The 13,042-nt window shown below is 59.8% G+C and carries 14 protein-coding genes; 13 read left to right on the top strand and 1 reads right to left on the bottom strand.

Annotated features, from left to right (window positions below):
• Nucleotides 1-107 precede the first annotated feature (107 nt).
• The 7 genes from EV286_RS29165 (at nt 108) to EV286_RS29135 (ending at nt 5,394) form a co-directional block, all read left to right on the top strand.
• Entirely contained in the window at nt 108-401 is a 294-nt protein-coding gene (locus EV286_RS29165; protein WP_132960756.1) for a hypothetical protein, read from the top strand.
• 24 nt (nt 402-425) lie between these two features.
• Nucleotides 426-1,502, top strand: coding sequence for a Gfo/Idh/MocA family oxidoreductase (locus tag EV286_RS29160; protein WP_132960755.1), 1,077 nt, complete (start codon nt 426-428; stop codon nt 1,500-1,502).
• Nucleotides 1,502-2,347 carry a sugar phosphate isomerase/epimerase gene (locus EV286_RS29155; protein ID WP_132960754.1) on the top strand — a complete coding sequence of 282 codons (846 nt, stop codon included), beginning with the start codon at nt 1,502-1,504 and terminating at the stop codon, nt 2,345-2,347. The genes EV286_RS29160 and EV286_RS29155 overlap by 1 nt, the downstream gene beginning before the upstream one ends.
• The gene (locus tag EV286_RS29150; protein WP_132960753.1) at nt 2,340-3,149 is read left to right on the top strand and encodes an alpha/beta hydrolase; all 810 of its coding nucleotides are present in this window, start codon (nt 2,340-2,342) and stop codon (nt 3,147-3,149) included. The genes EV286_RS29155 and EV286_RS29150 overlap by 8 nt, the downstream gene beginning before the upstream one ends.
• A 3-nt stretch (nt 3,150-3,152) precedes the next feature.
• Entirely contained in the window at nt 3,153-3,854 is a 702-nt protein-coding gene (locus EV286_RS29145; RefSeq protein ID WP_132960752.1) for a ribulose-phosphate 3-epimerase, read from the top strand.
• Nucleotides 3,855-3,868: 14 nt separating this feature from the next.
• Nucleotides 3,869-4,849, top strand: coding sequence for an ROK family protein (locus EV286_RS29140; RefSeq protein ID WP_132960751.1), 981 nt, complete (start codon nt 3,869-3,871; stop codon nt 4,847-4,849).
• Between the two features lie 239 nt (nt 4,850-5,088).
• Nucleotides 5,089-5,394: a hypothetical protein gene (locus EV286_RS29135; protein ID WP_132960750.1), complete on the top strand. Its 306-nt coding sequence runs from the start codon at nt 5,089-5,091 to the stop codon at nt 5,392-5,394.
• A 330-nt stretch (nt 5,395-5,724) separates the two neighbouring features.
• Here the strand turns inward: EV286_RS29135 and EV286_RS29130 are convergent, their stop codons facing one another.
• Entirely contained in the window at nt 5,725-6,621 is an 897-nt protein-coding gene (locus EV286_RS29130; protein WP_132960749.1) for a helix-turn-helix domain-containing protein, read from the bottom strand.
• 103 nt (nt 6,622-6,724) lie between these two features.
• Between EV286_RS29130 and EV286_RS29125 the strand changes: the two genes are divergently transcribed.
• The 6 genes from EV286_RS29125 (at nt 6,725) to EV286_RS29100 (ending at nt 13,042) form a co-directional block, all read left to right on the top strand.
• The gene (locus EV286_RS29125; RefSeq protein ID WP_132960748.1) at nt 6,725-8,041 is read left to right on the top strand and encodes an alpha-glucosidase/alpha-galactosidase; all 1,317 of its coding nucleotides are present in this window, start codon (nt 6,725-6,727) and stop codon (nt 8,039-8,041) included.
• A gap of 198 nt (nt 8,042-8,239) precedes the next feature.
• Nucleotides 8,240-9,034: a DeoR/GlpR family DNA-binding transcription regulator gene (locus EV286_RS29120; protein ID WP_132960747.1), complete on the top strand. Its 795-nt coding sequence runs from the start codon at nt 8,240-8,242 to the stop codon at nt 9,032-9,034.
• Nucleotides 9,031-9,993 carry a BadF/BadG/BcrA/BcrD ATPase family protein gene (locus EV286_RS29115; RefSeq protein ID WP_132960746.1) on the top strand — a complete coding sequence of 321 codons (963 nt, stop codon included), beginning with the start codon at nt 9,031-9,033 and terminating at the stop codon, nt 9,991-9,993. The genes EV286_RS29120 and EV286_RS29115 overlap by 4 nt, the downstream gene beginning before the upstream one ends.
• On the top strand, nt 9,994-11,271 hold the full coding sequence (locus EV286_RS29110; RefSeq protein WP_207909942.1) for a sugar ABC transporter substrate-binding protein: 1,278 nt from the start codon (nt 9,994-9,996) through the stop codon (nt 11,269-11,271).
• Nucleotides 11,268-12,185 (top strand): sugar ABC transporter permease, encoded by a 918-nt coding sequence (locus tag EV286_RS29105; RefSeq protein WP_132960744.1) that lies wholly within the window; start codon nt 11,268-11,270, stop codon nt 12,183-12,185. The genes EV286_RS29110 and EV286_RS29105 overlap by 4 nt, the downstream gene beginning before the upstream one ends.
• Nucleotides 12,185-13,042, top strand: coding sequence for a carbohydrate ABC transporter permease (locus EV286_RS29100; protein ID WP_132960743.1), 858 nt, complete (start codon nt 12,185-12,187; stop codon nt 13,040-13,042). Before EV286_RS29105 ends, EV286_RS29100 begins: the two co-directional genes overlap by 1 nt.

Below are 13,042 nucleotides of genomic sequence, written 5' to 3'. Positions count from 1 at the left end.
TCGCAACAAACTCTCTTGACTCATATATCATATTATGTTTGTTTTCAATCCAAACAAATTAGGGGGTGTCAATTGCCTTTAACAGACCGATCGGCTGGGAGGAGCATATGCGCCTGTCTTTCAGAATGATGGCCTCGGCCGCACTCATTGCGTCCGTCAGCGGTCATGCCATTGCGGCCGAAAGCGTCGAAGTGCTGCTGAAGCAAGGCGTCCTGAAGCAGTTTGGAGGGCCGGAAGACATGTACCATCGCCCGGCAAATGTGTTCGTCACAAACTTCATGGGATCACCGGATCTGCTGCCAGCACCGGGCTCGCCAGTGCGCGTCGGAGTGAAAGCTCGGCTCGCCGCAGACCTTTTGAGAGCTATACTCCCTGATGCCGAGACCGGTGTCGCACTTTAACCTTCGAAGACGAGGAAATTTCAGATGCCAGCAAAGCAGGAACGACGCCTTCGCGTGGGCGTCCTCGGCGCCGGACAGATCGCCCAGGCCGCCCATTTCGAAAGTTGCACGAAAGCGTCCAATGCCGACCTTTACGCCATCTGCGACGTGGCCGACGATCTGCGCGAACGCATGGCGATCACCCACGGTGCCGAGAAGACCTACAATGATTACGACAAGATGCTTGCCGATCCGGAGCTCGACGCGGTGATCATCGCGACCGCCGATGCCTTCCATGTTCCCGCGACTCTGCGGGCGCTCGAGGCCGGCAAGCATGTTCTCTGCGAAAAACCGGTCGGCGTAACCGTCGAGGAATGCCGCGAGCTGAAAGCGGCCGTCGAGAAATCCGGCAAGGTCTTCCAGGTCGGCCACATGAAGCGTTTCGATGCCGGCCTCCAGGCCGCCAAGTCCTTCATCCGCGACGAAATGGGCGAGGTGATCGCGCTCAAGGCCTGGTATTGCGACAGCACGCATCGCTACCCGATGACCGACGCCGTCCAGCCTCTCATAGTTTCAAGCGCCAATGCCAGGAAGCCGGCGGAAAATCCGAAAACCAACCTGCGGCGCTACTACATGCTCGCCCATGGTTGCCACTTGATCGACACGGCCCGCTATTTCGCCGGTGATATCGTCTCCGTCCATGCGCGCCTGTCCGAACGGGCCGGCATCTGGTGCTGGTTTGTGGATGTCGAGTTTGCCTCCGGCACGCTCGGCCATCTCGATCTCACTGTGCAGGTCCGCATGGATTGGCACGAGGGCTTCCAGATCTATGGCAAGAACGGCAGCATTCTCGGCAAGACCTATAACCCGTGGTACTACAGGACGAGTGAAGTCGACATCTTCCGGGAGGCTGACGGCGCGACGCACCGGGTCCTGGGGGCCGACGGCCACTTCTATCGCCGTCAGGTCGAGGGCTTCGCCCGTACTATTCTCGACGGGACGCCCATCGAAGGCGCGGATGTCGATGACGGTCTCGCATCGGTCCAGGCCATGGTCGCGATCGCACGGTCCGCTGAAGGCGGCAAATCCGTCGCTTTGGCTGATGCGTCAGGTGGTGTGTGATGAAGCTCGGCATCTTCGCCAAGACATTTGACGGAACCGATCCGCAAACCGCGCTGAAGGCGGTCGCTGGCGCCGGCTTCGCCTGCGCGCAATACAACATGGCCTGCTCCGGCCTGCCCCCCATGCCGGATGAAATCAGCGACGCGCAGGCGCGTTCGGTAGCGGACGCGGCGGCAAGCACGGGGGTCGAGATCGTCGCCGTCTCCGGCACCTACAACATGATCCATCCGGATCTCGCCGTCCGCCGCGCCGGCCACCGCAGGCTTGCTGTCCTGGCGGAGCGCTGCGCCGCCATGTCGACCGGGCTCATCACCTTGTGCACCGGCACGCGCGATCCGGTCGACCAGTGGAAGGAGCATCCCGACAACAATTCGCCGGAGGCATGGCGTGACCTGCTCGAGGCGATGGAGACAGCCATCGGCATCGCCGATCGCTATGATGTCGATCTCGGCATCGAGCCGGAGCTCGCCAACGTGGTGAATTCGGCCGGAGCAGCTCGCCGCCTGATCGACGAACTCAAAAGCCCGCGCCTGAAGATCGTCATGGATCCGGCAAATCTCTTCGAAGTCGCAACGGTAGAAGAACAACGCACCATCGTCTCCTCCGCGATCGACCTGCTTGCCGATCGCATCGTCATGGCGCACGCCAAGGACCGGACGATCGACGGCCGGTTCGCGACCGCTGGCAAGGGCGTCCTCGACTACACGCACTATCTCCGGAAACTGGCCTCTGTCGGCTTTAGCGGCAGCCTGATCACTCACGGGCTTTCAGCATCCGAAGCTGAAGGCGTGGCAACTTTCCTCGGCTCGCGATTGCAGAGCACAGTCGGAGCCGCAAATGAGTGAGGCCGGATCGTTCATGACGGAGGATGGAACAAGGCTCAATCTGGATTCCGCTGGTGCTGGACCGGCAGTTGTCTTCCAGCATGGCCTATGCGGCGATGCGGGCCAGACCCGCGAGGCCTTTCCGTCAGACTGCGGTTACCAACGCTTCACCGTCGAGGCCCGTGGCCATGGATCGTCGGAACCTGGCGATCTACGAAAACTGTCGATAGCGACTTTCGCCGATGATCTGGCTGGCTTCATCGAACAGGAGCTTGGTGTGCCAGTTGTCGTCGGAGGAATCTCGATGGGTGCGGCGATCTGCCTTCGCCTCGCCGTCAGACGTCCGGATCTCGTCAGGGCTCTCGTTATCGCCAGGCCGGCATGGATCGCCGCCGCCGCGCCGGCGAACATGAGGGCAAACGCCGAGGTTGGGCATCTGCTCCGCACATTGGAGCCGAAAGCGGCGAAAGCAGCCTTTCTGGCCAGCGAGACCGGACGGCGTCTTGCCAAGGAAGCGCCAGACAATCTGGCATCTCTCACCGGCTTCTTTGCCCGCCAGCCCATTCAGGTCACGGCAACCCTTCTGACTGCCATCGCAGGTGACGGCCCTGGAGTCACCGAGGAGGAGATCGGCAATCTCGCCATCCCCACCCTGGTAATCGGGCATCAACAGGACCTCATCCATCCCCTCTCCCACGCCCATTCGATAGCCGGATGCGTTCCGGCAGCGAAGTTTGTGGAAATCACACCGAAGGTCGTCAACCGGGCGCAGTACGTCTCCGACTTCCATACAGCCATGCGCAATTTCCTGAGGGAGCTTTAGCTGATGCCCACCGCCTCGAAGAGCTGGATCGAAGACCTGCCGCGCGATCGGCTGATCGCCGAATTCTCCGTGTGGTCGGCCGATCTGGTGCGGCTTGCCGACGACCTCACCCGCGTCGATCCCTATGTCGATATCCTGCACATTGATGTGGCCGATGGCCATTTCGCGCCGGCCATGCTGTTTTTCCCCGATCTGGTCGCCGGTGTCCGGAAGGTTTCCTCCCGCCCCATTCATGTCCATCTCATGGTGGTCGACAGCATCATCCTGTCCCAGATCGAACAATTCGCCGATGCCGGTTGCGATCTCATCAGCATCCATGTGGAAAATGAGGCGGTCGCGGGCGAAGCGCTCGATCTTCTCGAACGCCGCGGTGTCGCCGCCGGCATGGTCCTCAAGGTCGATACGCCGGTTGAGCGGATCAAACACCACATCCCGCGGCTGAGCTTTGTCACTCTTCTCGGTACGGCGATCGGCGTGAAGGGTCAGGGCCTCAACGAAAGCGCCGGCAACCGCCTCATTGAAGCGCAACGGCTGATCAGGGAAACCGGCGCGGCTCAAAGGATCGTGCTGGCCGCGGATGGAGGCATCCGTGAACACACAGTGCCGCTGCTGCGTCAATCGGGTGCTGAAACCGTCGTGCTCGGATCTCTCGCCTTCAATGCCCCGTCCCTCGAAGAGCGGATGACCTGGCTTCGTGCCCTCTAACGCGTGGTTCAGAAATGCAGCGGATTGCGATCGGGATAGATTTGGGCGGGACGCAGGTCAGGGCGGCACTTGTCGACGAACGCGGAAACCTCATCGCCAGGTGCGAGGAGCGAACCGACGCTCAAGGCGGTCCGGATCGTATCCTCGCCCAGATCCGTGGCCTCGCGGATGAACTGGTGGCGACATCCAAACCATCGGCCATTGTCGGCATCGGCGTTTCGGCGCCGGGTCCGATCGATACGGTCGCCGGCATAGCGACAAGCATACCGACCCTCTCCGGGTTCACGGACTTCCCCTTGAGGGAGGAACTCCAGAAACGGTTCAGTTTCCCCGTCAGCCTGGAAAATGACGGAATCGCCGCGGCGATCGGGGAGTGGCAGTTCGGCGCCGGCAAGGGAGTGGACAACCTTGTTTACGTGACGGTCAGCACCGGCATCGGCGGCGGCGTCGTTTCCGATGGACGGGTATTGCGTGGCCGCAAGGGAATGGCCGCCCATATCGGCCATATGTCGGTGATGCCAAACGGCGAGCCCTGCCCGTGCGGCAATAGGGGCTGCTTCGAGGCCTATGGCTCCGGCACTGCATTCACTCGGCGCGCGCGCGCCTGGGCTGCCGAACACCGCTCGACGACGCTTGGCAAAAGCGGCGCGGAAATTCACAGTCGTGATGTGTTTTCTGCCGCGAGAAGCGGCGACAGCTTAGCCAACCAGTTGATCGAGGAAGAGGCTGAAATACTCGGCCGGGGGTTCACCAGCCTCATTCATATATTCTCACCCGACATCCTCGTAATGGGCGGCGGCCTTTCAAACGAGTTCGACCGGCTTCAGCCAGGTATCCGGAACTACATCAAGGAATGGGCAATGCCAGGTTTCAAGGACGTCGAACTCTTTCGAGCGGCTCTAGGGCAGAATTCCGGGCTGATCGGAGCCGCGGCCCTTGCGTTCCTTTCAGAAAATATTCGGCTCGATTTGCCTCTGATCAACGCAGATCACTAAACGTAGGAATGAAGTTCCATGTTGACGATCAGGAGACGTGGTCCCGATGAGGCCCTGATATTGATTGCTGGTAAATAAGCCTCGAAGAGATTGCCGTCTGCTATCACGCCGACATGGCACGCCGGATTGACCATCGAGATCGCTGGTCAATCGATGGAGGATGGTTCCGCAAAGTTTGAGTTGACCGCCTTCGATGACGAGGCGACAGTTGCCACCTGCACAAGGCAGGAGGAAAAACGATGGACGAGCCAGATCGCTGGCGCAACATGGCAAGCGCACCGAAAGACGGCAGTCGGATCCTGGTCACGATCCGCCCGTCCGAACAGGGGCCGGCAGAAGTTGACCTCGCCTATTGGACGAACGGCGATCAGTTCGGTAGAGAAGGCTGGCGCGCCTCTGACTCCTCGCCCGGGCACATCATCGAATATGCTGAGCCGGAATTGAAGTGCTGGATGCCGATGCCCTCGGCCAACGTCAATCGCTTCTCGATGCCCTCACCTTGGGAAGGCGCCGAAGGGCAGCAACTCGACGGATCAGGGATTTAAGATACCGCGCCGGATTAAAATGGTTCCGGCCTCCGTGAAGAGAGCCAGATTGTCTTGATGGGAATGAAACCGTCGTTACCAACTTTGGTTCAGCGAAGCATCTGATTTTTAAGGCAGCGTGGTGGATGAGGTTGTCCGCGGGAATTTCGCGGTTCGTCGCATCATCGGACCGAACTCGTCCAGAATCCTCTATATGGTTCGGCGAAACGAAGAGCGCTTTCAGCTGCGTGACAACGCAATGGGACCCCTTAGCAAGGAACTCGTCCGCCGCATCTATCAGGACTCTATGTCCTATTAGACCATCATCGATCCGCGTTTCGAAAGCGGCATTCAGGTATGAAATGTCCTGCGCGTCAATGCCTGGTCAGCCAGATGCGGCACTTCCAACGATGAACGGAACTGCCGGGGCGTCGTGCCGGTGCGCTGTTTGAAGACGTCATAAAACCGGCTGCTGGAACCGAAACCGCAGTCGAGAGCAATCTCCAGGATCGAATCTTCGGTCTCGACCAGGCGTTGCATTGCTCTGGCGAGACGATAGCGTGTCAGATACTCCATCACGGAAATGCCGAGCACGTCACGGAACGCCCGGTTGGCGGTCGTCGGATGCACGTTGGCACGCTTTCCGAGTTCCGTAAGGCTCAATTGCTCGGAGAAATGCCGGTTGATCAGGTCGGTCAGCACTTCCGAATGGCGGATGGCGGGACTGATGGGCGTCGCGGCAGCCGCAATCGATGAGCCCTGGTCTTCGGTGTGATCGAGGATGAGCCTGCGCACCCTGAGCTTGGCCTCGTCGGCGATCAACTGGCGTCGCAAGGGATCACCCCTACCCCATTCCTCGGCCCAGGTGGAAGCGCTCAGCAACGTCGTTTCCTGACGGCGAGGTTCGACCACGAACGTTCCCTGCATGATCGCCTGTCTTGCCTTTTTGTCGATGGACAGAGCGAGAAAGTCGCAGAGCGGTAAATAGATGCAGATGAGCGGCGCATCTGGCGTGACCAGGATCGTCTGATGGGGAATGGCTGCCCAGAAGAGAACAAGGCGCCCGGCCTCGACCCGCTCCTGCCGGCCATTGAACAGATAAGTCATGGCACCGTCGAAAAGCAGGTTGATTTCGACATGGTCGTGCCAGTGCGCGGCACTCATGGCATCGGCCGTGTGACGTTCGATCAGGAAGCTCCGCGGCGAGCCCGTCCACTCGCCACTCCTGTTAAAATGATCCTCTGCCATGTGCCCCAACGCTTCAATCCGGGAAAACTCGCTTTAATAACCGGAAGAAATTCTGATTTGGAAGAGGCACGACTATTGCGACTTCAATTGGCAGGAGAGCGACATGCCGAAAATTTGCCTCGTGGGTGCGGGCAGCACCGTTTTTGCGCAGAACATTCTGGGGGATGTACTGTCCACGCCTTCGGGCCGCGACTATGTCATCAGCCTGTTCGACATCGATCCCGAGCGGTTGAGAACATCGGAGATCGTGGCGCGACGCATCTGCGAAGCACTCAAAATGCCGAACGTGAAGGTAGAGGCCACGCTCGATCGTCGCGCTGCGCTGCGCGGATCAGATTTCGTTATCCTGATGATGCAGGTCGGCGGCTATAAGCCGGCCACTGTGACAGATTTCGAAGTGCCGAAGAAATACGGTCTCAGGCAGACGATTGCCGACACGCTCGGAATAGGCGGCATCTTCCGTGGACTTCGCACCATCCCCGTGCTCGAAGCGATCTGCCGCGATATGGAAGAAGTCTGCCCTAGCGCGCTGCTCATGCAATATGTAAACCCGATGGCGATCAATTGCTGGGCGATCAAGGAACTGGCGCCGTCCATCCGGACGGTCGGTCTTTGCCACAGCGTTCAGCATACCGCCGCTCATCTTGCCTCATGCCTCGGCGAGAACATTTCCGACATCAACTATATCTCGGCGGGCATCAACCACATCGCCTTCTTCCTGAGGTACGAAAAACTGCATGCCGACGGCAGACGCGAAGATCTCTATCCGAGGCTGATGGCGCTCGCCGATCAGGGACGCGTACCGTCCGACGACCGGGTACGCTTCGATGTGCTGAAGCGGCTCGGCCATTTCGTGACCGAATCGAGCGAGCATTTCTCCGAATATACGTCCTGGTACATCAAGGACCGCCGCCCCAAGCTCATCGACAAGCTCAATATCCCGCTTGACGAATATATCAGCCGCTGCGAACGGCAGATTTCCGAATGGCATGCCCTGCGACGGGATCTCGAAGGCGACAGGCCAATCGAGGTCTGCCGTAGCAACGAGTATGCCGCCGGCATCATTCATGCCGCCGTCACCGGCAATCCGGCGCTGATCTACGGCAATGTTCCCAATAACGGCCTGATCGAAAACCTTCCTGCCGAATGTATCGTGGAAGTACCCTGCCATGTGGATAGGAACGGCATTCAGCCTACCCGCGTCGGCAGGATCCCCTCACAGCTCGCCGCTGTCATGAAACTCAGCATATCGGTTCAGGAACTGACGGTGGAAGCGGCGCTGACGGGAAAGCGTGAACGCATTTATCAGGCGGCCCTCCTCGATCCTCACACATCGGCTGAATTGTCCCCGGACGAGGTCTGGAACATGGTGGACGATCTGATCGAGGCGCATGGCGACCTTCTGCCGAAATATAACTGAGACCGACTCGTAGGTCCGTCTTGCGCAGACACATCCAGAGGCATGCCGTCCTTAAAGACGGCATGCCTCAATCGTTTTTGACATCCAGCAAGATTATCGCGCCCTAAGATTTCACAAAAGATCAAATTTATGATTGACATTGATCATATTGAGTGGGAGCCTCGGCACAAATAACAAGATTGCAGCAGGGGACGACCGTTGGACCAGAGTGGCGGCGTAAAGACTGATCGGCTCGACGCCATACGCAGCCATCTCTATGCGCATGGTTTTTCGACCATTCAGGATCTCGCCGATGCAGTTGGAGCCTCGCTGGCGACCGTGCGCCGTGATCTGCAGATTCTCGAACAGGATGGCGCTATCGACCGCCTGCATGGCGGCGCTCGCATCGCCGGGGGTTCCTCGGTTGAACTTGCCTTTCAGGAGCGCGAGAAGCGCCATCTCTCGGCCAAGCGCGCGATCGCCAATGCCGCCTATGAGCTGCTTCAGCCGCGAACGACGATCTTTCTTGATGCCGGTACGACGGTTTTGCAGCTTGCCCGGCTGATCCGCATCAATCCCATTCCCCTGCGCATCTTCACCAACGGCTTGATCGTGGCTCAGGAGTTCTTGAACATCGCAAATCTAGAGGTCGTCCTCCTCGGTGGCCAGCTACGCTGTGAAAACGTCTCGCTCGTCGGCCCGCAGGCTGAGGCGATGCTGGAATCGATATGGCTCGATCAGCTCTTTCTGGGTGCCAGCGCAATCAGCCGCGATGGAGCGATCTATAGCGTGGACAGCGCGGAGGCCAGTCTGAATCGGCGCATGCTCGCTCGCTCGGCCAATCGCTATCTACTCGCCGATTCGACGAAGTTCGGGACGATGGCGACCTATAAGGTCGCGCCAGTCAATGCGGCAAGGCTCATCACGGATAAGGACCTTACGACGCAATGGCGCGCCGAACTCGCCAATTTCGGTGTCGATGCGACGTTTGCCGAGCTTGGAGCGAAAGAATGAGTGGCGAGTTGATCCTCGGCATCGACGGCGGCGGCAGCAAGGTGCTCGTCACATTGGCTGACAGAAACGGCCAAATTCTCCGCACTGCACTCGGCGGCGGCATCAATCCCATGGATAATCCCGATTGGCGTCATGAGCTGGAGCGGCATATCGAACCCTTCCGCGATGAGCCGGGCCTGGCCGCTATCGGCGCTGCCCTGCCCGCCTATGGCGAAGTCGCACACCTCTCCGCGCTCCAGAAGCAATGTATCGACGACGCCTTTCCGGCGATCCGCAGGATCGTGCTGAATGACGTCGATGCTGCCCATCTCGGAGCCTTTGCCGGCCGGCCAGGCGTCCTTATCCTGTCGGGAACCGGATCCATGTCCTGGGCGCGTAACGGCGCAGGTGTCTCCGCCCGCGCCGGTGGCTGGGGTGATGTGATTGGCGACGAGGGGAGCAGCTACTGGATCGGTCGGGCAGCCCTGAATCTGATCAGCCAGAGCCTCGATGGACGCGCCAAACCGACCGCACTGGCGAAGGCCATCTACGACCACCTCCGGCTTGATATCACTGATCCGATCAACGCGCTCGGCGGCTGGATCAACGGGCTTGCACGCCCGCGTGCCGGCATTGCTGCGCTCGCCATCCTTGTCGACCGCGCGGCAGATCAAGGCGACGAGACCTCGATCCGCCTGATCGAGAAGGCGGCCGACGAGCTTTCCAAGCATTATCGGGCGATATCGAGCCATTGCGAGGCCGGCACCGACTGGACCTATGCGGGCGGCACCTTTTCCAGTCGTCTTCTTCTCGAAGCGGTGGAGCGGCGGATCGGCCGGCGGGCGGTGTCCCCAATCCTTCCCCCCATTGGCGGTGCGCTTCTGGCTGCCGCCCAACTTCTCGACTGGCCGCTGGGTGAGCGCTGGTTCGGGCAAATCGCGGGCGCTTCCGAAGATGCGATCGCGCGATCAAGACAATGAATGTCAACGATAACGAAGGATGGGAACATGTATAAATTCATATTGCCTTTGCTGGCCTCAGCGGCCATCGCTCTGCCTGCTCTGGCCGATGACGCCAAGCCGCTTGCCGGTCAGTCGATTACCGTGCTGATGCCGTCGCCGCAGGGAGCGACGGTTGCGGCTGATTTTGAAGCGGAGACCGGCATTCATGTCGATCTCCAGACCCTGTCATGGGACGATATCCGCCCGAAGCTCGTCACGGCCCTGGTCGCCGGCACGGCACCGGCAGATGTGACGGAGTTCGACTGGTCGTGGACCGGGCAGTTCAGCGCCGCCGGCTGGTACATGCCGCTGAACGACGTTATCGACAAAGACACGATCGATGATATCGGCGTCGCCAAGATCTTCACCGTCGATGGCCAACTCCTGGGCGTGCCCTATACAAACGACTTCCGTGTCATGCTCATCAACAAGAAGCATTTCACGGATGCAGGCATTACCGAGACGCCGAAGACTCTTGATGCGCTGGTCGCCGCGGCCAAGCAGATCAAGGAGAAGGGTATTTCCACCTATCCGATCGGCCTGCCACTCTCGGCGACTGAAGGCGCTTCCACCAGTTGGTATCTGCTGACAAAGGCTTTCGGCGGCGAACTTTTCGACAAGGATTTCAAGCCGCTTTTCCTCACGCCAGATTCCGCCGGCTACAAGGCACTCGCCTTCGAACTGGCGCTCTTGAAGGACGGTTTGGTCGATCCAGCTTCGACGGGCCTGAAGGACAGCCAGATCAACGAGAGCATGTTTGCCCAAGGGCTGACCAGCATCATGATCTCGGGTGAGCCCGGCCGGTTGGGTCAGATGAACGATCCAAAGCAGTCGAAGGTCGCAGGTCAGGTGGAAGCAATTCTGGTGCCGACCGCAAGCGGTCAGACCCGGAGCTTTGGCCTTCCGGAGGCGCTTGCCATTCCGAACGTCTCCCAGAACAAGGAAGCGGCAGTCGCCTTCGTCAAATGGTTCACCAGCCGGGAGTTCCAGAAGAAGAATGCGGCAAACGGCTTTCTGCCGACACGCACCTCGGCACTCTCCGAGCTCAATACAGAGGGCAAGCTAACGAGCGGCGACGCACTCGTTGCACAGTCGAAGACCGTCGAGCCGTTGTTCCAGCAGGGAACGCCGCCGTGGTATCCGCAGTTCTCAAGCGCGGTGAACACGGCGATCAACAGTGCTGCCAAGGACCAGGTCTCCGTTGATCAGGCCATGCAGAGCATCGCCGATGCCGCCAAGCAGGCGATGGCCCAATGACAGCAGTCACCGCTGAAGGTGTCGCAACCAAGCGTAGTGTCGGCCTCAACGCCGACACTACGCTCGGAGTGCTGCTGGTGCTGCCCATCCTCGTGACGATGGCAGCGCTGGTCTTCTATCCGATGGGCCGGACGGTTTGGGACTCACTGCATAGGGTCAATCCGATGCAGGCCGGAACGCCCTTCGTCGGGCTGGAGAATTACACGCGCATGCTGTCGGACGCGCAGCTGGGATCGACCTGGATGAATACACTCATCTATGTCGTCCTCGCCGTCGTTGCCGAGACGGTCTTCGGCGTACTTGCTGCTGCTCTCATCAACCAGGTGAAAGTTGGGCGCCAATGGGTCCTGGCGGCCGTCATCCTGCCCTGGGCTCTACCCGGCGTCGTCAACTCGGTTATCTGGCTGTGGATCTATCAGCCGGGCGCCGGCCTGCTGAACGGTATACTTGTGGCACTCGGCCTGCCCTTCGAAAATCATGTCTGGTTCAACGACCGGACGAGCGCGATCATTGCAGTGACCGTTGTGCATGTCTGGCGGATGATGCCGCTGACGATCGTCATCGTGCTCGCCGCCATGCAGAGCATCCCGGCGCATCTTTACGAGGCGGCCCGCATAGACGGAGCAACACGCGTGCAGATGTTCAGCCTTGTGACGCTCCCACTCGTGCGCAGCGCCATTGCCGTCGCCATGACGAATGCGACCGTCAATGCTTTCAACCTCTTTGACGAGGCCTGGGTGCTTGCCGGATCGAGCCTCGAAACGCGGCCGATCCTCGTACAGATCTATCTCGAGACATTCCAGAACCTGCGTTTCTCCTACGGCATGGCGCTCTCGGTCGTCATCACGCTGGTCTCTCTGCTGGTCTCGCTCGTCTACGTGCTCCGCGTCTATCGCAACACACGGTTCGACTGATGAAACCAACCATTCTCTACCGCCTGATGATATGGACCGGTCTTGCCGTGCTGCTGATCTGGTCGCTCGGTCCGATCTACTGGACGCTCGCAAGCTCCGTGACGCCGACGGAAGATTTTTCCACGCGGCCGATCCACTTCTTCCCGCAGCATTTCACGCTGGACCATTATTCGCGCCTGCTCGGCGTCAATATCGCGCGGATCGGCGGGGTGGAAGTCTGGAAGCAGTTCCGTGCGGCACTCGTCAACAGCGTGATCACGTCGGCCGCTGCCACGCTGCTTTGCGTCGCGATCTCGGCACTCGGCGCCTATGCCTTCACCAGGATGCGTTTTCCCGGACGTCAATTCTTGTTCGGGGCAGTCGTCGCGACACTCGCCATTCCCGCCTATGCGGTGCTTATCCCGCTCTACCAGATCATGATCAAGATGCATCTCGTCGACAGTTATATCGGGGTCTCGCTGATCTACGTCTCGGCCTATCTGCCGCTCTCGCTGTGGCTGCTGCGCAGCGTCTTCGAGCAGCTTCCGATTGCGCTCGAGGAGGCGGCACAGCTCGATGGTGCCGGCCGCCTCTTCATCTTCTTCAACATCGTGCTGCCGCTCGCCGGCCCCGGGTTGACGGCAGCCGCCATCCTGACCTTTCTCGGAGCCTGGGGGCAGTACCTCGTTCCCCTCATCTTCTCGCCGCAGGCGACGAAACCCCTGACGGTTCTCATCCCCGAATTCGTCACCAAGAACTTCATCGACTACGGGCTGATCACGGCAAGCGGATCGATCGCGATCGTCATCCCTGCCCTGGTCGTCATCTTCCTCAACCGGTACCTCGTCAGCGGTCTGCTGGCCGGTTCGGTCAAATAA

Source organism: Rhizobium sp. BK251 (assembly GCF_004345245.1).
Classification (GTDB): Bacteria; Pseudomonadota; Alphaproteobacteria; order Rhizobiales; family Rhizobiaceae; genus Rhizobium.
Note: the sequence above shows the minus strand (reverse complement) of the source record. Positions and strands in the feature narration are given on the sequence as shown.